Genomic DNA, 24,109 nt, shown 5'->3' with positions numbered 1-24,109 from the left:
ACAGTATCTAGGTATATGGCAAAGAAAACAACTACTCACTTGCAAAATTTTCGTAGAAAATGGATTCTACAGTATGCATTGTTAAGATACTCATAACAGGTAACACGAGTGCGCGTAGCATCTATAGCAGTACTAATTCTGCTACTGACAATATCCTTTTCACTATTTTTTGTCTACTTCAAGGACGGGCCCCAAAGCGACATGTCTTTGCCTGTGATAGCCGGACATGGACCCGTCCTCGACGTAGCAAATATTAAGGCAAGAAACAAACCCTACATAATAAGCGTCTTTGCGTCATGGTGCGAAACATGTCTAAAAGAGCATGAAGTGTGGATGAGAATCGCAGAGGAAAACGCAGTAGATTTGTACGGTATAGACTACATTGACATAGAGAGTAAGGCCCTGGAGTGGTTGCAAACTCATGGAAATCCATATTTGGTTGTGGCGGCGGATTATACTGGAAAGCTAGCAAAAAAGTTAAAGATTACGGGCGTGCCAGAGACTCTCATTTTCAATAGGCATGGGAACCTGTTGGCCCATATTTCGGGAGAGATCACCATGGAAATGTGGAATAACCGTATTTCCAGACTAGTGATGCTTGAATGATGCGTATGCTATTACCATGTTAATGGGCGATAAGGCTGATAATCTATCAAACTCGACGATTCCAGCTGTCAAATGCTGTACGGCGCTTATATATAATGGGTGAAAAACTGAGCAGAGTTTGTGTATATGGCTTACTGTTTACCTGGTAAATCAAAGGTGTTATACTCACGCCAGTGTTTAGCGAATTTTGGATATGGCTGTAGAATTCCGTAAATTGAAGGCTGTACTTGATTGTGCATTCCCAGACGGGGAGGTAATTATAAGTCCCTTGGTGGAGGATGATGAGCATTACTCTGTGAGAATCATATCCAAGAAGTTTGCAGGTAAGTCTAGAGTTGCGCAGCACAGAATGGTCTACGATGCGCTTTCTGGTATTGATATACACGCATTACAAATACAAACATACGTGGGTAGTTCAGATGAGTGATGATCTTATGGACAGGATAAGACAAGACATAGAAAACAACGACATAGTGCTCTACATGAAGGGCACAGGAACTGCACCACAGTGTGGTTTTTCAGGTATGGTCGTTGAAGTGTTAAGGCGTATCGGGGTATCTTTCAAGGATATAGACGTTTTGAGAGATCCTGCACTACGGGAGGCTGTAAAGAAGTTTGCAGACTGGCCCACTATTCCCCAGCTATACATAAGGGGCGAATTCATCGGTGGCTGCGACATAGTACGTGAGATGTACGCAAGTGGAGAGCTGCTTGAAGTTTTAAAGAGCAAGGGAATAATCAAGGACTGAGTAGTTCACCAATGCTCGAAGTACAGCAACGTAAGTTAGCCGCCATCAACGCGAAGCTTAAGCACCATGATGCTCTGTACCACGGTCATGATGATCCTGAAATTGCAGATTCGGAGTACGATGCGCTTGTAAAGGAAAAGAGGGATTTGCTGCTGGAGTTTCCCGAGCTAAGCGAGTTTGATGACTACGAAGGAGTGATAGGTTCTCCGATGGTGGGCACGCGCCTCCCAAAAATTGCGCACTCCGAGCCCATGTTATCTCTAGAAAATGCTTTTACAGTTCAAGATGTAGAAAAATTCATTACAAGACTTAGCCGCTCACTTGGTATCAGCACTGTGGAGATTTCTTGTGAGCCCAAAATAGACGGAATGTCATTTGCAGCAGTATATGAGTCGGGAGTTCTTACTCGTGTAGCTACCAGAGGTAACGGATATTACGGTGAGGACATAACCGCCAACGCTGCAGTAATAGAAGGATTGCCCAGCACATTGTCAAACGCGCCACCGCACTTAGAGATACGCGGCGAAATATATATGCACCATGCAGATTTCGAGAAGCTAAGGGAAAAGTACAATTTTGCAAACCCTCGCAATGCAGCAGCGGGATCTATGCGTAAGTTGGATAGCAACTCCGTAAAAGACCGTAATCTGCGATATGTAGCGTATTCCGTGATGGGCAGCGAAATAGAAACACAGCAAAAAGCACTACAGAAGCTCGCGGAGTGGGGATTTTGTACAAACAGTAATTTTCTCCTTGCACGTGATTTAGAAGAAGCACTTTCATTCTATGAGAAAATGTACAACACAAGAAGCGAACTCGGCTATGACATAGACGGTGTGGTATACAAAGTGAACAGTGTGAACTCACAGCGAGTGCTCGGGGCAACTGCTAAATATCCAAGGTGGGCGATAGCATATAAATTCCCGTCCACAGAAGCTAGAACAAAGCTGAAGTGCATAACAATGCAAGTGGGTCGCACTGGTGTTATAACTCCGGTAGCAGAGTTAGAACCCATAAACATAGGTGGAACTGTCGTATCGAGAGCAAGTCTTCACAACATAGACGAGATAGCACGCAAGGATGTGCGCATAGGTGACTACGTAACAGTAAAAAAAGCCGGAGATGTTATTCCGCAAATTTCTGAAGTGGATAAAAGCGCGAGAGCGGGGAGAGAATTGGAAAAGTTTGTCTTCCCCACTCATTGCCCGTCCTGCGGGAGCTTGTTACACCGTGAGCCAGGAGAAGTAGCCATACGGTGTAGGGCAGAGTTATCGTGTAAAGCACAAGCTCTTGAAAGGATAAAACACTTTGCTTCCAGAGAAGGGCTGAATATCATGGGTCTGGGCGGTAAGCAGGTAGAATTCTTTTTAAATCAGGGGTATATAAGCAACATAGTCGATATTTTCTCATTGAAAGAGACGCTAGAAAAGGAAAACCTATCTCAGTGGCATGGATGGGGAGAAAAATCGATAAAGAACCTACTGGATGCTATTCAGCAGAGCACAACTGTACGGCTAAGTAATTTCATATTTTCGCTCGGAATAAGGTTAATAGGGAAAAGTGCGGCAGAGGCTTTATCTAGGCATTATATATCCTGTGATAATTGGATAAACTCCATGGTATCTCTTGCATCAGAAGAGGCAGAATCTTCAATTGATATAGACGGAATTGGAATTGAAGGAATTAGCTCTCTAAAGATGTTTTTCTCATCACAAGAGAACCTTAACGTCGTAAGGTTGCTGAGAGCAAAACTGAATATTGTGGATGATACAAGCGCTGACAGTACCCAACACACTATAAAACCATCTCCTCTGACGAACAAAGTCGTCGTTTTCACGGGAGTGCTGCAGAGCATGACAAGGGCTGAGGCGAGCAGTATAGCCACGTCATTGGGGGCAAAAGTCGGTAAAACAGTATCAAAGGGCACAGATTTTTTAATAGTAGGGGGCACTCCTGGAGGAAATAAGCACAAAGCCGCACTATCCATGCAAGTTGAGCTCATGGACGAAGAATATTGGATGGACATAGTAAGACGCTATACTTAGCACATACCGCTGCCCTAAAACCCGACAGTAAGAATATGTTGCGTGTGCCACGTTTCAGATTATTTCCATAATACGTGGGTTGTCCTAAACCCGTTAAAGAAAATATGCCCTGTTCCTGTGGGGCGTAAACTATATATTTATTTAAAGTGTTCTCTTGAGGCGTACAGTGCCAGTACGTGCATGAGTTCCTACTTTTCACTACTGTGGGGTTGTTTGAGGTTTGCAATCTCCTCTTCCTCAGCTAAGAGTTTGGTCCCGTCCATAGAAAACGAAAGTCTTGTTCTACCCTTTACAAAATTCTCTATTCTATGTCCGAAAAGCTCATATCTCCAGCCCCTCATAAGATTGTTATCCACACCACAGATAGACCTTACAAGATCGCTTTTAGAAGCAACAAGCTTCTGAGATACCTCTCTTTCCTTGCAAACACTTTGCAGCAATATCCCTAGCACATTCAAAGTCGACCGGTCACAGTCTACGCCAATCTGTAGCTCCGGTCTTTTCTCATTGTTTCTCCTTATTATGTCATCAAGATCAAAAGGTAGGTTCCGCAGATACGCATCATTGACGTAAGCGCGCAGTTTTTCTTCCCCTCCTCCAGTACCCAATTCTTTTATGACGCACAAAGCAGATTTCGGACACATGACAATATTTCTATTTATGTTTAGTAAGCGCGCTACCTTCTCTCTCCATTCAATAACAGATATAGCGATGATCATTTGCGAATCTGTGAGATCAGAAAAAAAGTTCATTCCTTCCAGGATGGAGCCATAGTTGCAGTTTGATATATCTTCTACATTTTCCATCTCTTGAGCGAACCAGGAAGTCTTTCCTTGGTCATGCAACATGTCCTTGAAGATCCAGTATAATTTGTCTAGGTATATAACGTCATCCAGAGCATAACGCAGTTTGCCCTCTGACAGGGGTCTATGTGTCCAATCTACCCTCTTGAATAGCAGCTTATTAAGCTTTATATCCAAAAACTCTTCAACTAATTTCGAATACCCGACAAAATTTTCATAATATGCACACAGCATAGCCGCTATCTGGGTATCGAACACAGGCTTGGGTGTACTGGCAAGCACCAGTGATAGCGCCTCGAGGTCTTGTCGACAATCATGAAAAACTTTGAAGATCTTAGTGTTATCAAAAATTCTCAGTACTGGAGAAAGATCTAAATCCTTCCTCAGGACATCAATTACACAGCTATGTTTTCCGCATGCAATCTGCAACAAACACAATTCAGGGTAATAGTCGTTAAAGCTTCTAGCAAACTCCGTGTCTACGGCCACACTTTCTGGATTATCTTGCAAAACAAGATCACAAAACTCTGACAGTTCACGGGTAGTGCAAATTAACATTCAATTGTCCATCTAAAAAGTCATAAATACAACGCCCCCACCTTCCGACAAGTTGCCAAAACTGATGGACGCACCGTGCTCATTCAATATTTTACTGACTATAGCCAAGCCGAGTCCCATACCTCCGTCACGAGTTGTAACGTATGGATCTGTCAACTTGTCAATCATATCTTCAGAAAACCCAATACCATTATCTCTTATTTCTACCGAAACTCCTTTTTCATTTTCCAAAACTATGACTTTTATGCATCCGTTATCGACGTTAGTGCTGGAATCTATGGACTCACAAGCATTCTTAAATATATTCACAAAGACCTGCGACATACGCTCACGATCCATTAGTATACAGACCTCTTTATCGGGAAGCACAAGGTCGTAGTTTACGGTGTTCCTTCCAAATTGTCCCAAAAAGCTTATTTCTCTAATCACCGAAGAGATATCACACATTTTGAAAACTGAACTAGGCATTCTTGCAAACTTCACAAACTCATCCACAATCCCACTGATACTTGATACGTGTCTCATAATAGTGTCTGTATACCTAAGAAAAGTCTCTTTTCCCGATACTATCTGCTCTGCATATTTGCTACTTAATCTCTCTGCAGCCAGATATATGGGAGTGATAGGATTTTTTATCTCATGCGCAACCCTTCTTGCTACATCAGCCCACGCCGCCTGTTTTTGCGCTTCTACCAGGTCAGAAATATCCTCAAATGTAATAATAAATCCCTGTGCTTTTAATCGTTCAACATTAACTGACAGTACCAGTGATTTCTGATCCCTAACTATTGTAATATCACCTCTGCCTGTCTCATTTTTGAAAAGCTCCACTACTTCGGGAAATACATCATCTATGGACAATGCATCAAAGCTGTCACACAACAGTATGTTCATAGCTCTGATATTCATCAAAGTAACGCTGCGAAACGAAGACACAGCGATAACTCCTGAAGAAACCCCAGCTAGAACCGTCTCTACAAACTTATTCCTATCGTTGATCTCCCGGTATGCGTTTTCCAATTGCAATCTTTGCTCACCAAGCCTGGCTACCATGTGATTAAACGCGCTTATAACCGTTGTGAGCTCTTCTTGTTCATTACCCTTATTCTCAATCTTAAAATCAAAATCCCCTCCCCAAACTCTCTGAGTTGCATCAAATAGTGCGGATAATTTTTCTGTTATACTTTTCCCCAAACCAACACCTATCCACACCGTTCCGAATAATACTGCACACAATAAAAAGAGGAACACGGTGAAGAATTGGATTTGCAAGAACGACAACTGCAAACTTAGGTTCTCTTGGTAATGAGCAAATCTTTTGTCACGTGAAACGTAGTCACCCAAACCCTCTACTGACCGGAATGCAACAACGTACACATACGGTGAAGTAGACAGTAGTTTTGCAGTAGCAACAACATTGTTATCGACAATTGTGATTACGTCTGCATCACGTTCAGGAACCTTAATATGGGAGATATGCTTCACGTAGGATGCGCTACCAGCCGCAGAACTAAGAACAGTTTTCTCATTATTTACGAGGAGTATCTCAGAAAAGTTGAACATGCGAGCCGCTTCATGCATTTTTTTCTCTGAGTAATTCTTGTAGTCTTGCCCCATGTATTTCAGGAGATGATCAACATCAGAACCCATAACAGCAGCAACACACCCGCTGCTATCGCTCATTCCCGACGCGCAGTGTAAAAGTGCCGGCCTTATATTGTTATGAAACCATAACCTAACGCCGTAATCAAAAAAGAGATATATAAATCCAGAAACCAAAACAGCAGGAATGATACCCACTGAACTTACTACTAATACAACCCTGGCGCGTAACTTAAACCCCAAGCCGCCGTGTTTATACTGCATCCATACCCGAATTACCCCGTACGATACGACTGCTATCAAAAACATGAATAACAGCAGCTCGCACAGAAGAAACCAGGCCACACCTCCAGGCATCGAGCGCCATACGCTAAATGCATCAACTGAAAGCACAATTAGGAATATATTTAGGGACATCACCAAGACAAGTACCCACCACGAGGCGGATGCAGCACCCAAGAACTTACGCGAGAAGCGATGTCCCCTTCTATACACCAAGCAGAAGTGCCTTAACGCAACTACTAGGAGATAATCTCTAAATTAACGGCAGAAACCTTACCGTTGCTCTCATCCAGTTGGTACTTAACTCTTTGACCCTCTACGAGGTTGTCGATCCTGCTTCTCTGCAGTGATGTTATATGCACGAAGACATCCTTATCACCTTGTCCGAATCCAGAACCACCCAATTTACCTCCGCTTGAGCCATCCTTACAAATAAACCCATAGCCTTTCTCTACGCTAAACCACTTAACATGACCGGTGTAGAACGCTTTCTCATCCACTAACTGAGACATTAAAAACCCTTAAAATACCAAGACAAACAACCGCATCAAATAACCCTGAAACATCATCGCACGAGTTACAAGTCCACGGCGATCAGAGACTATATTTTAATACGTGGTATTGCAAGAGAAATGTTAGTATTACAGGCACAATGCGGAGCAAATATTCCTCCCAAAACATATGTGTATTAAGGCCTATAACGTACACGCATATGCGTACATATTTGCAGAGTTGTGTGATAATTTGGAGTCATAGTTACTACCGGGTGTGTTATCTCTGCGTTTTTTCAATTTTTAGTACTTAAAAACAACTTTGAAGGGTTGTTTTTCTTTATCATGTGCGCTTTAAGACACACAATGAATGGTAGTGTTTGCATGCATGCACCTGTTATTATATTGAAAGTTTTGTTTGCTTTTATGGCCCTTGGTCTATAGACTTGAAGATTCAGCTTGGTTATTGTGGGGATCTTATGTCTGTGATGCCGGATCATTGGATTAAAGAAAAGGCCGCAAGTGAAGGAATGATTTCTCCGTTTGTTGATCACAAGCGCGGGTGTGGCGTGCTTTCATACGGGCTGTCTTCATATGGGTACGACGCTAGGTTGGACAATGAGTTCAAGGTATTTTCCAATACTCATTCTGTTATAGTGGACCCCAAAAATTTTTCCCATGACAGTTTTGTAGACATAAAAGCGGACTACTGCATCATACCTCCAAACAGTTTCATGCTGGGGAAAACTGTAGAGTGGTTCAAAATTCCAAAAAACGTGATGGTCCTATGTGTTGGTAAGTCAACATACGCTAGGTGTGGTCTTGTGATAAATGTGACACCTCTGGAGCCAGGATGGGAAGGGCATGTTACTTTAGAGTTCTCAAACACTTCTCCTCTGCCCGTGAAGGTATATGCATTTGAGGGAGCGTGCCAGTTCGTTTTCCTGGAAGGAAGCGAACAATGCAGTATTTCCTACGACGAAATAAATGGGAAGTATATGCATCAGGATGGCGTCACGTTACCTATAGTCGGCTGATTCTAGGTGTAATATGTACGACGCCTTTTCAACTGTGTGTGCACGTTTTTCGTGCTTGTCGTGGCTCTTGGTACATGTCGATATACTGTGTAGGTTAGGGGAGGAGAAAGGATAAAAGCGTGTTGGAGTGCTCTAATATTGCGTGCATACGCGGTGAGCGTGTGATTTTTAAGAACCTAAGCTTCACGGCAAAAGAAGGGTCTTTAACTCTGATTACTGGCAAAAATGGCAGTGGAAAAACTTCATTATTAAGGATAATCGTGGGTCTACTTCCCACTAGGTTCGGAAATGTTACGCTAAATGGCGAAAAAATAACGACTTCCAGCTCATGTATCTCTGACATCACATACATAGGTCACAAAAATGCCTGCAGGGAAAACATGATGGTTCTGGATGCTTTAAAATTTTGGACAGACTGCAGGAAAACTGAAGAATTGGTAGAATCAGCCATACATTTTTTCGGGTTCCACAACATACTTTATACAAAATTCAGGCACCTATCATGTGGGTGGAAAAGAAAGGTCGCATTAGCAAGGCTTCTAATATCAAATACCCACGTGTGGCTGATAGATGAACCTTTCACAAATTTGGACCATAATTCCGTGGAATTAGTTAAAAACTTGATATTAACGAGGGTGGAACGCAGAGGAATTGTTTTACTTGCAGGACATGACCCTGAAAGAGTATTTGATGGAGCACAAGTTATCCATTTAAATGGTAATTCGAGCGTTGACAGTTCAGACAATCAAACAATGTAATTGAAAAAATCATCCGTTATTTTTTTTCATGATAATCTGCTAAGAACCTAGAGCCGTTTTCTAATAAAGTTTGAGACAGTATTGCCATCTTTACGCAGTAATTTTCCTCAATTGAGTACTACACCACCTGCTTTATTGCTTGGAAACTTTCATGACAGTAAGCATATACAATTCCACCGCAAGAACTGCAAATCCCCCAAGTTGGTGTACGGATGCGCAACATATGGGAACGCTATTTAGTAGTGTCACAACGCCTATAAAAAATTGCCCAATTATGCACGTCCCGAGTACTACGGCGCTAAGTCTCCTGCACAATACCATTGTGACAATTGCAAGTATGAGTAATGTGGTTGCACATGCCCTATGCAAGAACTGCACTACCATGCCGTTGTTCAAAAAACCCCCACTTAGTGGGGGTAGGGCGAATATCTCACTGGGTACCAGCGAACCGTCCATGAGAGGAAATGTATTGAATATAAGCCCTGCATCCAATCCAGCTACCATAGCTCCTAGTATCATCTGCCCACATGTAGTGCAGTAAACCAATACTACAACCACATACTTGCACGCAGAGACTGCGTAAGTATTACGTATCCCCGCACTTACTAGGCAGCTGTACCACAAAATAGAAAATAGCAGCACTGTTAGGAATAAATGCATTGCTAGCCTATAGTGGCTGACATAGGGTACATCAACAAGTCCGCTTTTGACCATAAGCCACCCCATAACGCCTTGTCCTAGACCTAATGTTAGGGTCACGCACATTCGCACTGTGAGTGCATTTCTTATTTTCCGTCTTGTAGCAAAATACAAAAATGGCCCAAGAAACACTACTCCCAACAATCTGCCCAGTAGTCTATGCAGATACTCTACCATATATATTCGCTTGAATTCTCCCAGCGACATTCCAGAGTTAATATGTTGATATTCCGGAGTCTTTTCGTATTTTTCTTTTTCTTTCAGCCAGCCCTTTTTCCCTATAGGAGGGACTATACCTGTAACAGGTTTCCACTCCGTAATTGAAAGTCCAGAACCCGTAAGACGGGTAATGCCCCCTACTAGTACCATCAGCAGAACTAGTCCACAGCAAATTGCAAGCCACACACTAACCACTGTAGGCTCTTTTTCTGGCTTACCGCTACACATTTTGCCATCACCACAATACGTCGAGATTATACTGTAAATGTACATACAGTTAAATACTACAACTCCTTTAGTGTCCCAGCTTTGAGTTAAGATAGCAGCGTTTTATATAAAGACATACAATGTTTTAAAACCGCGCCTCATTTGTACGCGCAATTCTTACCGTCCTTGACTGCTGGGAAAGTTTGTGCTAGTCGTCCCTATAATGAAGGTTATCTTTTAGGATACGAAGTGGCTAGGATATTCTGTTTGCTGGGACTCATAGTACTGGTTGCTAGCTTTCCGCTCATGGGGATGTGGGTGTCTGCAGTGAAAGGCCGGGATCGCAGCGAAATAGAAGCGATAATTGAAGAGTACATATACAAAAATCCTGACAAAGTTGTGAATGCTATCAGCAGGGGCCAGGTAGCAATAAATAAGCGCAAAACACGCACTAAAATCTTGGAAAGTAAACTTGATCTGGAAGATAATTCCTATCCCTCTTTCGGGGCGGGGGAAGATGGCATACTGCTAGTGGAGTTTTTTGATTACTCGTGTGGATATTGCAAAGCTGTCCTTCCACAGATAAAACAGCTTTTAGCGGACGAAAAAGCCCGTATATCGTTCAGGGACCTACCAACACTGGGAGAATCATCAACACTAGCCGCACGTGCTGCGCTTGCCGTGTACCTTATAAACAGCGACAAGTACATAGATTTTTACTACGCAGCGTTGAATCATAGTGGGCGATTTACGGAAGCTGCGATCATAGATATAGTGGAATCCATAGGGATAAGCAAAGAGAGCTTCACACGCTCATTGGAGGAGAATAGTGGCAAGATAGAGGACATGTTATCTGCTACAAGGAGCTTGGCTTCTAGGCTGAACATTACTGGCACACCTTCTGTGGTAGTTGGGGACACTGTTTTCGTAGGGTCGAGCGATTTACAAACTCTACGAGACATTATACAGGGTGAAATAGACGAAAAGAAAAGATAGCTTCATCTGGCTGCAATAGCTTTCTCGACCGTGCCCCACTAGAAGAAAAGATACGAAAAAGCAGCTCCATTTTATTGCAGTAGCTTTCCCTGTGTGCACTCGTTTAGTAGCAATAGATTTTCCATCCCTGCTTTCGCTTGAAGCAAATCTGCGAGAGAGAAAGTAGTCGCATCTAAGGCAACGACACTGTGTGCCTACATTCTTCCATGGTAGTAGAGGAAAAGAAAAGGTAGCCTTCCCGGCTGTGACGGATTTCCCTACCGTGTTTAACTTGAATGGGAATAGACGAAAAGGTGGCTCCGTTTTGTTGCAGCAGCCTTCCTTGTGTGCACTCATCGAACAGAGATTTTCGCCAACATGTTCACTTGGAAATATACAAGAAGCAAGTAGCTTCACCCCACGGTGAAATAGCTCTTTCCGTACGCATTCGCTAGAAGAAAGATAGACGAAAATTAGCTACGCTTCGTCTGGCTGCAATAGTTTTCTCTGCCGTGTTTCACCAAAAGTGGGTAGCAGCTTCCCACCGGAAGAAAATGGACGAAACGGCCCCAGTCTGCTGCGGTAGCTTTCAATGCGTTCATTGACCAGAGATCTTGGGCCTCCAAATTCACTTGGAAATATACAAGAAGCAAGTAGCTTTCAATGCGCGCACCCATTAGATAGCGATAGATCTTTTGTCTCTATGTTCACAGAAGAACAAAAGAAAAAGTAACCTCATCTTATGGGAATGGCTTTCCCTGTGTGCATTCGTTGAACAGAGATTTTCGCCAACGCGTTAACTTTAAGGAAATCTGCAAGGGAAAAAGTAGCTTCTTCCGCAGCAATAGCACTTTTGCATCCACATTCATCCATGGTAATAGCGCTTTCATGTAAGCACTGACTAGCAAAAACGTGGCTAGATAGAACACATATTATATGCTATCTGCTGCAAAAGTTTGGCTTCTAGGTTAAACATTACCGCCCCCTTCTGTGGTAGTTGGGTCATGCGGACGCAGACAAGAGCTCTTTCATGTACTTTGCCGCGTATTCAACAACGTTTTCTATGGGAATTTCCTCTTGAACTCCTGTTTCCATCTGCTTACATGAAACCGTACCGTTGCCTAGTTCAGATTCACCCACTATAAGTACTATGTCTGCGAATTTGCCGGCGCGTCTAAGGCCAGCACGTAAACTGCAGGCCGTATAATCGCACACAACTTTTATCCCTGCTCCCCTCAATTTATGCGCCAATTGTGCTGTATAAGTTTCTCCACCCTCGCAAATCTGCAAAATGTATATGCAAAATTCCTTTTTTTCTTCATAGCTTATCAACGCAGAGATACGTTCTAGTCCTCCAGCAAAGCCTATAGCTGGCACACTATCTCCTCCCATCATAGCAATGAGTTTATCATACCTACCACCCGCAAGTACGGCATCTTGTGCCCCTAACTTGGTAGTTCTAAACTCAAAAACTGTGCCACAATAATAATCTAGTCCCCTGACTAGTTTGTTGTTCACGACAAAAGGAATTTCTAGATCAGTTAACGCTTCCAGTATCTTTTCAAATACTCCACGTGATTCACTGCTTAAGCAATCTGCAATCGCTGGAGCATCCAAAAGCACCTCTATGTCACGCGCATCCTTGGAATCCAGTATTCGTAAAGGGTTCATTAGTAGCCTTCTTTGACTATCTTCAGAAAGCGCTGACACACGTGATTCAAAATATTTGAGCAGTATGCATTTGTACTCCTTCATGGCTTCATCGTTACCAAGAAAGTTAATCTCAAGTTGAACTTGGTTTTCTATTCCCAATGCACACAGTATGTCGTATGAGAGCATCATTATTTCAACATCCGACATGTAATGCGTGGCTCCGAAATGCTCAAAATTTATCTGGTGGAATTGCCTATGCCTACACTTCTGCGGCCTTTCGTATCGAAAAACAGGACCCGTGGTAAACAATTTTGACGGCACTGGCAGATTCTCGCACAAAAATGCTCTAGCTATCGCTGCAGTGAATTCTGGTCTCAATGCAAGTGTATCACCTCCTCTATCCTGAAAAGTATACATCTCTTTCCCGACTATATCGGAAGAATCACCCAGCATCTTGTAGAACACTTCCTGGAATTCAAAAATGGGAGTTTGCATCCCGGAAAACCCATACATGGCGCCTATTTCTTGTGCAATATCCTGTATATGCTTGAATTTATTGTATTCTTCCCCAAGCAAGTCCTTCGTTCCTCTAACAGGACGCAACTTTCCCCTATACATATTGCCTCCTATAAATATAATGGCACCATAGAATTAGCGGTAATGCTGTATCTTACTGAGCATACAGTACACGTGTGTATTTTTCATCAGTTTTGAGTGTATTAAATTTAGAATGCAACCATGGATGGTCGACGGGAAGTCCTGTATGAGGGAAAGGCGAAAACTGTGTTTCTGCACAGGGATCCGGTATTTGTGATACAACACTTTAAAGATGCTATAACGGCATTCAACGCGGAAAGGACTGATACCCTTCCTGGGAAAGGCGCAATTAACAATAGAATAAGCTACCTCCTAATGCAGCACTTGAACAAGTGTGGTATCGATACACACATTGTGGAGCTTCTAAATGAGAATGAGCAACTGGTCAAAAAACTTAGCATGTTGCCTATAGAGGTTGTGATAAGAAATATTGCGGCTGGGAGTTTTTGCAAGAGGTTTGGGGTGGAAAAAGGGACCGCTATATCGCCCCCATTATTGGAATTTTATTACAAAAATGATAACTTATCCGACCCCATGATTTCTGAAGATCATATTATAAACTTTTCATTGGCTACAAGTGCCGAAGTAGCACATATTCGGGCCTCTGCATTGCAGATTAACCAGGCTTTACGGTCAGTGTTTGATGCCATTGGCATTCAATTATTGGATCTCAAGCTAGAATTTGGCAAACACTCTGGCAATATCGTGCTGGGAGATGAAATAAGTCCTGATACGTGCAGGCTTGTAGATAAGTCTAGCGGAAAGGTTCTGGACAAAGACATATATCGCCTGAAGTTGGGCGATGTGTTGGACGGATATAGAGAAGTACTTAACAGAATTGAGCAACACTTAGGACAATAGACTCGATCCCTACCGCGCTTCACGGGATAATGACTGCCCTAATCCCCCAAGCTATACCGATATCGCCTGAAGTTGGGCGATGTGTTGGACGGATATAGAGAAGTACTTAACAGAATTGAGCAACATTCAGGACAATAGACTCAATCCCCCGCTCGCCACATGAGGGAAGGAGCTGTTATAATTCCTAGTCTATACAGAAAAGAACTTAGAAAAGCTCTTTATGTAGCATGCCACTACAGGCGCAGCAAAGATGAACCCATCCATCCTGTCCATTACGCCTCCATGACCAGGTAAGACAAATCCACTATCTTTAACGTCGCATAGCCGTTTAACGCCAGATTCAGTAAAATCTCCAATTTGTACAAGAAGAGCAATTACAGCACCTATTACGAAGGAATCGGCCACAAAAAATATGCCAAAAATAACTGACATGACAAAAGTAGCCACTGCACTACATGCCGTACCTCCCCATAACCCCATCCATGTTTTGTTTGGGCTAAGTGTAGGCAGTATCTTTCGTTTGCCAAAGGTTTTCCCGAAAAAATACGCAGCCGTATCCGTAATCCATACGCTGAATATAAGCCACATCAGTATTATGGTACCGTGCTGCATATTGTATATGTAAGCAAGAGACGCGTATGGAAGCGCCAAAATAAACGTCGCTGGAATGTACAGTAGTCTGTTTCCTGACGTCATACAACACCACTCGAATGACGATACCATGAGGAGAGAGAATAGCAGCAAGTGGAATATTAGGCCTCCAGAGAACAATCCTCCCAGAAATACTACACCCACAACACCCGATGTACACACACGTACCATCAAGTTTTTATCCATAACGAGAGCTTTGTAATTAGTCACATCCTTCTTCAGTTTGGGAGCACAGCAGTCAAACTTTTCACGACACCACTTCTTTATATCCATGGACTCCTCCAAATAAAGCCTTTCAAGCCACAGTATTAACCCATGATCACACATACGCTCAGAAAACACACTGCTATCTTAGTCATACACGCATGGTGCTGTCTACCAGATTTACCTATTTAAATGCTTTGCAAAACCTGCTATACAAGAATTCTCTGCATGGGTGTATACATATATCGTAACACACTTACATTGCTCATTTCATAAACTGCGTGACACATATATAGTAACCAGGAGCAGAACGTGATCCCCAGCCACCACAGCAGGCTTTATGGTGTACACAAGTACAACTGTAAACCCATAGACACACTAGAGAGACTCAGCCCAGAATTTCTTTCTCCTTGGCGACAAAAGCATCGGTTATTTTTTTCACAAACTCGTCAGTAGTCTTCTGTATCTCTGCACTTTCTGTGTGAAAATCATCCTCAGAGATCTTTTTGTTGTTCTGCATAGACTTCAGCCTGTCTATCGCATCTCTTCTGATGTTACGTACAGAAACCTTACTTTCCTCTGTGATCTTGTTTAACATTTTGACAAGATTCTTCCTCATGTCATTAGTTAGCTCAGGAACAACTACCCTTATGGTACTAGACTCGCATGTCATGCTGAACCCAAGATTCGAACTCTCTAATGCAAACTTCACCTCACCAAGCAAACTTGCATCCCACAAGGAAATCAATAAAGTCCTACCAGATACGGTTATGCTAGCTAAGGTATTCAACTTTACCCTGTTACCATAGTAGTTCACGGCAACTCCTTCCAGAAGCGTGGTGCTAACCCTACCAGTCCTAATGCCAGCTATATCGTTCATGTATACAGATAAGGTTCTCTCCATCCTTGTCTGCATATCACGCTTGACATTATTGTCCTCCATAAACTCTCTACCCCTCCCCTTAAGATATAGTAGTAAAAATCCCGTTGCCTTTTACAACTTCTGAAAAGGCATTATCCTTACCAAGGTCAAATACTATAATAGGAATAGAGTTCTCCTTAGCCAGGGATACAGCCGCTGCATCCATTATCCTCAAGTCAGAGGATAATAAATCCTGATACGAAATTTCATCATACCTGACTGCAGAACGATCCTTCTTTGGATCAGAAGAATATACGCCGTCTACCTGCGTTCCCTTGAATATCACATCACACCGCATCTCGATGCCACGAAGTACAGCTGCAGTATCCGTAGTAAAAAACGGGCTTCCTATTCCCGCAGCACATATCACGATTCTGCCCTTTTCCAAGTGCCTGACAGCACGCCTGCGTATGTATGTCTCACACACGGAAGTTACAGGTATCGCAGAAAGAACCCTACAATCTACACCCATTCCTTCCAGTGCATTTTGCACGGCAAGAGCATTGATCATCGTTGCCAACATTCCAACGTAATCATTCCCAGCTCTTTCAAAACCCGGAAGTGCAGAAGACCCACGAAATATGTTTCCCCCGCCTATCACTAGGCATAATTCTATTCCCTGTTCCCATACCCTTTTTAGGTCCTGTGACAGCTTAAGAATAACACTGTGATCAAATCCAAACTCTCGCTCTCCTACTAGTGCCTCACCAGACACTTTAAGCAAAACCCTAGAGCGACGCGCGCCCTTGGTGGTACTTTCCCCCATTAATATCTCCAACTTTATCAGCCTCTACGCGGCCTTGATTATACATCACACACAAGCAATCTGCCACAAAAGTTGTTAAACTTCAACACCGACATAAATTGTGCATATCACATGGACACAATATTACGCAGCCTTGTCAGTTAAGTTACTATTCTCACGTGTATGGTTGTCATCTTGCTTCATAATCTTGTAGTCCAGAACCCTCAATGCTCTTTTTAGAAGGTTGGGCGTTAGAATGGACAAGAAGTTAACTGAAATATCGTGTACCTTTGCTGTACCCTTAACCTTGTAGTCTATGGCAACTATGCCTCTACTGTGACCGCCAGTGAGTAATTTTCCCACCAATGGGGTGCGCCATACCATTTTACTTACTGCATATGCGGGAACTATCTGCCCACTTACGTCAAAGTCTCTTACATTCAAGTTCACTTGACCACCAAAGCTTATACCCAGCTCTGCTCCTTCCATCCAAGATTCACTAAAGCTTATTGTGTCGCTGGTATACCTAAATGGCACATTCAGCTTGCTGAAATGAATTCCTTCACCCCTCAATGTGTTGCTTATACCCTTTAACGACGAGAGAGTCAGTATCTGCGCAAGTATGGGAGCATTAACAATATTGAACCTCGTAAGAGAAAATATCCCGCTTGCCGGCTCTTTGTTGTTGCCATGGTATGGATACATGTATACAGATAATTTTCCTCCCTCTACAGTGGTCAAAACATCGGTAGCCCTCAGAAAATTTCCCGCGTTACCAGCAAAAACTTCAAGCCCCCTTGGGCCATATTCGATGTTCATTTCTGAGTTATCATCAGCAAAGAGCCCCCTCACCTTGACTTGCATAGGTTTATTCTCATCACGCTTTAAGGTGAACATTAGGTCTTTTATAGCTACGTCGTTATTCATGAGTGCATCCTTGACATACATGTCAACATTTACATTTTGCATGCCGGACTTCTCACCAAAAAAGGCGCCTAATTGTAGCCCGTGCAAATCTAGAATGTTCCCTCTGAACTTTATATCGGTGCTTCCATTTAGGTACTTAACGTATGCCTTTACATCTGTACGTAGGAATTTAACTTTGTCAGCAATTAGATCAACCTCTCTTTCTCCTATCTTTCCCTTTATGTTTATATCTATGTCTCTGCCTACAACACGTGCATACTGCACATCTATGTCTTTGTTGGGGCTTATGGTAGATGAAAATTCAAAAATTCCCTCCTGTTTGTCATCTAATTTGAGGTATCTCTCCCCCACTGTAAGAGTAGAAATATCAAGAATTCCGCTCATCTTTGCATTATCGCTTTGGGAATAATCAGCCATCCAAGATATTTTCGCCTTAGAATACCCACTTATACCCACAGCATTTGCTACCGTGCTGAAATTCATCAAGTCATCTCCCGAAATGTATCCATCGAACTCGCAACGTACGATTGCATCGGGATTGCCCGCATCCTTTGACTCCCTTTTCGCAGTAAAAGTCATATCTCTCGAATTCATCTTGCCTACAGCCCTTATGTCTATGTCGCTGTTTTTTAGGGAGAAGTTCATGTTTACATCTCTTACATTGAAACTGCCAAATATCTTATCGATGCTTAAATTTCGTATCTCAGATTTAACAGATACATCGGCATGAATGTTCTCACTGCCCATATTGGTTAGTTTTACAATGAACTTGGTTGATGCACTGCCCGTGATGTTTTCCGCGTTACTTCCTATGATAGAAGCTGCATTTGATGCACTATACAACTCATATGCATCGCTGATTACATGGCCCTGCATTTCCGCTGCAGCATTTTCAGTACACATATCTGTCAACACAACAGTCCCTTCCTTGGCCGTTATGTTCATTAATTTATAATCTTCAGATCTGATTACTAGAGTTCCCTTATTTAGCAGCATACCCCCGTCTACTATGCTGACAACCCCTAGTGTGTCATTGATCCTGATAACCGCATCCTTGATGTGGGAACTAACCCTATACTTTGCAGGGTTATTTATGTCGTTAATCGAGCCGTGAAAAGATATTTGTGGCTCGCGGAAAGACCCTTCAAGTACGTTGGTGCAGTACCAATCTCTGGCCTGAGGGTAAAAAGACTCAGGCCAATGGTCACATACTTTTGCCGTCCCCAGCTCATAGCCGCCTATATTGACGTATAGTTGTCCACTTACGGAGTCTAAAGATGCATTCATTTTGAATGCCACTTCATCCACAAAAAGACTAAAATTAGTTATTGATAGCTTATGGTCGCTATATCTCGCTCTAGCGCGAAATCTTTGCACTTTAAGCTCTTTGTCCCTGAGTATATATGGCATCCTACCTTGCAGGCTGTAAAGATTTATGTCGCCATATTCCACTTGCCCATCCGCATCTAGCACTATATCGGCAGTTCCAGATATAACAAGATCACTATACATGGCAAATCTGCTATCAAAAACTGCGAGATACTTAAGCAACTTGGTGTTGAAATGGTCGTACGATACATGCAGGGAGACCACATCCCTGTATTGTTCGGACAATCGCATACTGACAGTGGATACCCCTTCTTCAGAAAATCCTATGCTAAAAACCCGGCCATCATATTCCTTTCTGGTACCCATGGTCACAGAATCAAGCGTAATGCTATCACCGCTTTCATCCCTGAGCACCAAACTTCCAATTTCTATGGGCACATTCGATTTAAAGAGTCCAAAAAGTTTCTCTCTAACATTAGACAGGGTATCACGCATGTCTTCTTCGAGCTGTTTCTCGCTGCTGCCCGCACTATTCTTGCTCGCTGAAAAGTTGACGTTGATTTTTGGAATATCTACGCGACTGTCTCCCCAGTCTCCCCACAGGAATAGTATTCCCACACGAGAATAGACGGAAATCTCCGGTATATCTATGTCGATACCAAACTCTTCATTGCGAATTTTCACACCCGTGGAATGTAAGAAGAAGTTTTCATCTGCTTTTCGCCACGTAAGCATCATGTCTTGCATCTTAACATCAGCGTTGGAAAACAACTTAGAAAGCTTATTCCGTAAGTAGAGATCCATAAAACCGAAACGCAGCTCAAGCGTGTCATTCGTCCTAATATTGTAGTACAGCAATCCCCCCATAAGTAGGACAGAAGCCACAATTACTAACTTTACAAATGACCACACGATAGAATTCATAATTCATGGCGTACACACCAGAAGGATCACTGAGAAAAACGCACACGGCACTCAAAGTAACGCTAACTGACGCTCTACCTCTCTCCTCGCCAACACATCTGCTTCTTCATTATACTTATCTCCCGAATGGCCTTTAACCCACTTCCATTCCATGTTGTGACGCAAAACCAACTCTTCAAGTCTCATCCATAAATCAACATTTTTGACCGCAGACTTGCCGGATGTTTTCCACCCATTTAATTTCCACGTATGAATCCATGACGTAATGCCATTCTTCACATATATACTGTCAGTATTAATGCACACATCATGTTTGCCATCAAGCACTACTAAAGCTTCAATGACAGCAGTGAGCTCCATCCTATTGTTTGTGGTCTCCTTACACCCACCGGACACTCTGCGTTCCTCGCCGCAATCAAATAGCAACACCGCGCCCCATCCGCCTGGTCCTGGATTGCCGGAACAAGCACCATCTGTGTACACGGTAACTCTTCCACCGTCCATAAGCACCACAAATAAACCTTTTTTGATTGTATTCTAATACCCCGCATAATACAATGACATTCGTGGTAGATGTGTTTGATAAGAGCGAGTTACATAAAAGTTAGTTGTCCAACACTACGGGAAGTGGAAATGTCAAAATAGTATTTGTTGCGTAATGAGTTTTTTAGAAAAGGATCTTCGTTCTTTGCCTGAAGACGTGTTCGCAGCAGAAATATGTAGGACAAATGCCCTTCGCTCCTTCGTCTTTATTGTACGTGAGGATAGTCACCTTAGTTCTTTCGCTAAAGTAGTTAGTTTTTTTTGCAATACGCACGATATATTAGTTTTTCCTCCTTGGGATCAGGACACTGACGGTCTACTATCGCCCAGTGTATACACTATGGCACGCAGAGTGAAAACTCTGTCTGATTTGGCACGTGCTCGCAGACCATATGCGGTACTGACTACGATGAATGCCATAATCCCGAAAGTGCCTCCTAGAGATGCTTTACAGGCCCTACATCTCACCCTGAAACCTGGAATGACATCTGATATAGAGCACGTAGTGAAATGTCTTACGTACTACGGATACACTGAATCTGCTGTAGTAAATAGTATGGGCAACTTCTCCGTACGCGAGAAAATAATAGACATATTCCCCCCAACTGCCAACGTACCCATAAGAGTATATTTTACGGGTAACGTCATAGAGTCGATAAAAACCTTCGATTCTGATACTCAACTAACCGTGGGCAAATGCCTACAAGATTTCACTCTCTATCCCATATCAGAATTTTTGGGACATGAAAACGCGGCACCAAATCAGCTGCCCACCAGACCCAACTCTAAGTCTACAGCTCAGCTGAGCTTGTTTGAGCCTAATGAAGACATTAATACGTCCACAGAAGCGCTCAATGAAACTTTTTTCCATTATGTGCAACACGCCATCTTAGTGTTAAGCGAGTCAGTGCTAAGAGATATGAGTACAACCGTACAAAGCATGCAGCTCATAGCATCAAAGTGTGCCCTCAGTATCAGTAACTGTATTTCATTTCTAGATTTTCAGACCTACAGAAAAATTACCTGTGCATTTCTCAAAATTGTATTGGGCAAGCAAGGGTGCACATTACAAAATGCGACCACAGCACGTTGGGAAAAGGATTTTTCCATACCATCTGTGGAGTATGCACCCAGTTTTACTCCTCCACATGACCAGAAGAAGGCTTGCGCGTTCCGTTCCGCAACGGACTACTTGCAAAATTCCCCTAAACGAGTCGTTTTTGCATGCTATTCCGAAGACTCCCTTGCATATTTTACGAAAAAGTTGAATGAGTGCGGCGTAAGCGTGTCAAAAATATTCCGATACACGGATATAATGCACGACCACATGGTAACTATTTTACCAGTAAAGCATAATGTATCGACGGTCGATCTAACAATAATTACAGAGCATGACCTCCTGGGTAGAGACTGTTACATAGAATACACGGCCCATAAAGTTACTAGCGAAGAAGAGCATAGCCTAGCCGTTGGGGACGTCGTTGTGCACAGAGACTATGGTGTAGGCATATTTAGTGCACTGAGAACCATGACAGTCTGTGAAAATGACCATGATTTCATGGAAATAGTTTACCAAAACAATGACAAGCTATTTATTCCAGTTGAAGACATGCACCTAATAACAAAATACGGTGCAAAATACGATGTGGTGCTTGATAAGCTGCATAGCACAGCTTGGAAGGAAAAAAGTTCTAAACTGCAGGCACGCATAAACGACATAGCGCAAGGATTGCTAGATGCGGAAGCATCGAGAAAGTTATCTACCAGTAGTAAATTTTTGCCTGATCAGAAATACATAGACTTCTGCAGGGAATGCCCCTACGTCGAGACAGAAGACCAATTGAGAGCCATCGCGGACGTTGAACAGGATCTTGCAAGCGGTAAGGTCATGGACAGACTTGTATGCGGAGATGTGGGATTTGGGAAAACGGAGATCGCGTTGAGAGCGGCATTTCTGGTAAGTAGCAGGAGCACAGGTAATCAGGTAGCAATTATAGTCCCTACTACCTTGCTGTGTGATCAGCATTTGGCTTCCTTCAGAGAACGTTTCAAAAACTACTCTATAAACATTCAACCACTTTCTAGGTCGTCATCCAGCTCACGCAAAGAAGTTCTTCGGGGAATAGCAGACGGTAGCGTGCACATAGTCATAGGCACTAGTGCTCTATTGACGGACAGTGTTTCGTTCTTGGATTTGGGCTTGCTAATCATAGATGAAGAACAACATTTTGGCGTGCAACAAAAAGAAAAACTCAAAATGCTCAAGCACGATCTACACGTGCTATCTCTGTCTGCGACTCCTATACCTAGAACTTTGCACATGTCCATGTCGGGCATAAAGAATCTGAGTGTGCTCAGGACGCCCCCTGTAGGTAGGACAGCAGTGAAAATATCAATCGTGAAACATTTTGACTATGCCACGATCAAAACCGCAATATTGAACGAAGTACACAGGGGAGGAAGAGTATTTTTTACTTGCCCCTTAATATCCGATATCCCTGTTGTACAGCAATGCCTTGCGCGACTTGTGCCAGATGTAAAGGTGACTGTTGCACACGGTAGGATGTCGCATTCTCTCGACAAAATTATGAGCAACTTTTTAGAGGGAAAGTTCTCCGTGTTGTTGACTACGTCAATCATAGAAAGCGGGCTAGATATCCCTATAGCAAACACTATAATCGTATACAACGCCGACATGTTTGGGCTCGCTCAACTTTACCAATTAAAAGGTCGGGTAGGCCGGGGAACTGCAACAGGATACGCATATTTTATGTTGTCAGACAAAGCAACTGAACATTCTACGGGTGTGAAAAGAATTGAGACCCTGAAATCTCTCAGCAACATAGGCTCTGGCTTTTCACTGGCTATACAAGACATGGACATGCGAGGATTTGGCAATTTGGTAGGCGAAGAGCAGTCGGGCAACATAAAAGAAGTAGGCATAGAGCTCTATCATCAGATGCTACAAGAGGCTATGGAGGAGCGAAGTGAGATTATGCTAAATCCTGTTCTGCACAAAGTAAAAGTTAACATGCACAAACTCGCGAGAATACCCGAATCCTACATAAAAGAGCTGGATTTGCGTATGCACGTCTATAAAAAGATAAGCTCGCTTAAGACAAAGGAAGATATAGACTGTTATTCTTCAGAATTAGTGGACAGATTTGGTGCTCTCCCGGAGGAAGTTGTAAATCTACTCAACATAATCCACATAAAGCGCTTATGCTCAATAATAGGTATTTCCAACGTTACCTGTAGTAAGCAAAAAATTATTCTCATGCCAGAAAAAGATTTTCCTATGTGGGAGAGAGTAATCAAACATTTTGTAGAAAATCCCGAAATATTCGGCGTACATGGTGAGGGAGTAGAGATTAAAATGCGCGTACCTATGGTACAAGAAGTTGGCAAGTATATAATATCCGTTCTGGAACCTATAGTGGCTATAGTTTCCACTATGCAAAAATGCATAGATACTGTGTCAACCTGACGCGACTCTTGACCTGTGGAAAACGAACACGTAGTCTCCTGATGCGTTGTACACCAAACTGCAGCCCACTACGAGATTAGGCTTCTGTTCACAAGAAGTTGGCAAGTATATCATATCCGTTCTGGAGCCTATAGTGGCCATAGTTACCACTATGCAAAAATGCATAGATACTGTGTCAATCTGACGCGACTCTTGACCTGTGGAAAACGAACACGTAGTCTCCTGATGCGTTGTA

20 protein-coding genes are annotated in these 24,109 nt (G+C 42.8%); 9 read left to right on the top strand and 11 right to left on the bottom strand.

The window, feature by feature from the left end; all coding sequences use genetic code 11:
* The first annotated feature begins 108 nt into the window (after positions 1-108).
* The 4 genes from R4I06_RS01915 (at position 109) to ligA (ending at position 3,400) form a co-directional block, all read left to right on the top strand.
* Positions 109-606 (top strand): redoxin family protein, encoded by a 498-nt coding sequence (locus R4I06_RS01915; RefSeq protein ID WP_334413821.1) that lies wholly within the window; start codon positions 109-111, stop codon positions 604-606.
* 193 nt (positions 607-799) lie between these two features.
* Positions 800-1,033 (top strand): BolA family protein, encoded by a 234-nt coding sequence (locus R4I06_RS01910; protein WP_334413820.1) that lies wholly within the window; start codon positions 800-802, stop codon positions 1,031-1,033.
* A complete protein-coding gene (gene grxD / locus R4I06_RS01905; RefSeq protein WP_334413819.1) occupies positions 1,026-1,355 on the top strand; it encodes a Grx4 family monothiol glutaredoxin in 330 nt (109 codons plus the stop codon). Before R4I06_RS01910 ends, grxD begins: the two co-directional genes overlap by 8 nt.
* Positions 1,356-1,366: 11 nt before the next feature.
* Entirely contained in the window at positions 1,367-3,400 is a 2,034-nt protein-coding gene (gene ligA, locus R4I06_RS01900) for an NAD-dependent DNA ligase LigA (protein ID WP_334413818.1), read from the top strand.
* Between the two features lie 188 nt (positions 3,401-3,588).
* Here ligA and R4I06_RS01895 read toward each other — a convergent pair whose 3' ends face one another.
* From R4I06_RS01895 to R4I06_RS01885, 3 genes are all read right to left on the bottom strand, one after another.
* On the bottom strand, positions 3,589-4,761 hold the full coding sequence (locus R4I06_RS01895; RefSeq protein WP_334413817.1) for a ribonuclease D: 1,173 nt from the start codon (positions 4,759-4,761) through the stop codon (positions 3,589-3,591).
* 12 nt (positions 4,762-4,773) lie between these two features.
* Positions 4,774-6,708 carry an ATP-binding protein gene (locus tag R4I06_RS01890; protein ID WP_410519372.1) on the bottom strand — a complete coding sequence of 645 codons (1,935 nt, stop codon included), beginning with the start codon at positions 6,706-6,708 and terminating at the stop codon, positions 4,774-4,776.
* Positions 6,709-6,884: 176 nt separating this feature from the next.
* Complete coding sequence (locus R4I06_RS01885; protein WP_334413815.1) at positions 6,885-7,157, bottom strand: cold shock domain-containing protein; 273 nt, start codon at positions 7,155-7,157, stop codon at positions 6,885-6,887.
* Positions 7,158-7,615: 458 nt separating this feature from the next.
* Between R4I06_RS01885 and dcd the strand changes: the two genes are divergently transcribed.
* Both dcd and ccmA read left to right on the top strand, forming a co-directional pair.
* Positions 7,616-8,173 (top strand): dCTP deaminase, encoded by a 558-nt coding sequence (gene dcd / locus R4I06_RS01880; protein WP_334413814.1) that lies wholly within the window; start codon positions 7,616-7,618, stop codon positions 8,171-8,173.
* A 119-nt stretch (positions 8,174-8,292) separates the two neighbouring features.
* Positions 8,293-8,931 carry a heme ABC exporter ATP-binding protein CcmA gene (gene ccmA, locus R4I06_RS01875; RefSeq protein WP_334413812.1) on the top strand — a complete coding sequence of 213 codons (639 nt, stop codon included), beginning with the start codon at positions 8,293-8,295 and terminating at the stop codon, positions 8,929-8,931.
* Positions 8,932-9,063: 132 nt separating this feature from the next.
* Here the strand turns inward: ccmA and R4I06_RS01870 are convergent, their stop codons facing one another.
* Positions 9,064-10,122, bottom strand: a complete 1,059-nt coding sequence (locus R4I06_RS01870; RefSeq protein ID WP_334413810.1) for a COX15/CtaA family protein — start codon at positions 10,120-10,122, stop codon at positions 9,064-9,066.
* 183 nt (positions 10,123-10,305) lie between these two features.
* On the opposite strand from R4I06_RS01870, the gene R4I06_RS01865 reads away from it, so the two are divergent.
* Positions 10,306-11,052: a DsbA family protein gene (locus R4I06_RS01865; protein WP_334413809.1), complete on the top strand. Its 747-nt coding sequence runs from the start codon at positions 10,306-10,308 to the stop codon at positions 11,050-11,052.
* A gap of 981 nt (positions 11,053-12,033) precedes the next feature.
* Here R4I06_RS01865 and hisS read toward each other — a convergent pair.
* Positions 12,034-13,302, bottom strand: coding sequence for a histidine--tRNA ligase (gene hisS / locus R4I06_RS01860; protein WP_334413807.1), 1,269 nt, complete (start codon positions 13,300-13,302; stop codon positions 12,034-12,036).
* 120 nt (positions 13,303-13,422) lie between these two features.
* On the opposite strand from hisS, the gene purC reads away from it, so the two are divergent.
* Complete coding sequence (gene purC / locus R4I06_RS01855; protein WP_334413806.1) at positions 13,423-14,142, top strand: phosphoribosylaminoimidazolesuccinocarboxamide synthase; 720 nt, start codon at positions 13,423-13,425, stop codon at positions 14,140-14,142.
* Between the two features lie 189 nt (positions 14,143-14,331).
* On the opposite strand, the gene R4I06_RS01850 is transcribed toward purC, so the two are convergent.
* From R4I06_RS01850 to rnhA, 5 genes are all read right to left on the bottom strand, one after another.
* Positions 14,332-15,135, bottom strand: a complete 804-nt coding sequence (locus tag R4I06_RS01850) for a phosphatidate cytidylyltransferase (protein ID WP_334413804.1) — start codon at positions 15,133-15,135, stop codon at positions 14,332-14,334.
* A gap of 250 nt (positions 15,136-15,385) precedes the next feature.
* Complete coding sequence (gene frr / locus R4I06_RS01845; protein ID WP_334413802.1) at positions 15,386-15,940, bottom strand: ribosome recycling factor; 555 nt, start codon at positions 15,938-15,940, stop codon at positions 15,386-15,388.
* A gap of 19 nt (positions 15,941-15,959) precedes the next feature.
* Positions 15,960-16,685: a UMP kinase gene (pyrH, locus tag R4I06_RS01840; RefSeq protein ID WP_334413801.1), complete on the bottom strand. Its 726-nt coding sequence runs from the start codon at positions 16,683-16,685 to the stop codon at positions 15,960-15,962.
* A 123-nt stretch (positions 16,686-16,808) separates the two neighbouring features.
* Positions 16,809-19,844, bottom strand: a complete 3,036-nt coding sequence (locus R4I06_RS01835) for a YhdP family protein (RefSeq protein ID WP_334413799.1) — start codon at positions 19,842-19,844, stop codon at positions 16,809-16,811.
* Positions 19,845-19,895: 51 nt separating this feature from the next.
* Positions 19,896-20,348, bottom strand: coding sequence for a ribonuclease HI (gene rnhA / locus R4I06_RS01830; RefSeq protein ID WP_334413822.1), 453 nt, complete (start codon positions 20,346-20,348; stop codon positions 19,896-19,898).
* A 154-nt stretch (positions 20,349-20,502) separates the two neighbouring features.
* Between rnhA and mfd the strand changes: the two genes are divergently transcribed.
* Positions 20,503-23,874, top strand: a complete 3,372-nt coding sequence (mfd, locus tag R4I06_RS01825; protein WP_334413798.1) for a transcription-repair coupling factor — start codon at positions 20,503-20,505, stop codon at positions 23,872-23,874.
* On the opposite strand, the gene R4I06_RS01820 is transcribed toward mfd, so the two are convergent.
* Positions 23,866-24,109: hypothetical protein (locus R4I06_RS01820; protein ID WP_334413797.1), on the bottom strand; the 244-nt coding region annotated here is incomplete at its 5' end. The genes mfd and R4I06_RS01820 overlap by 9 nt on opposite strands.

The sequence above is a fragment of the Anaplasma bovis genome (genome assembly GCF_036903315.1).
Classification (GTDB): Bacteria; Pseudomonadota; Alphaproteobacteria; order Rickettsiales; family Anaplasmataceae; genus Anaplasma; species Anaplasma bovis.
This window is presented reverse-complemented; position numbering and strand designations above follow the sequence as displayed.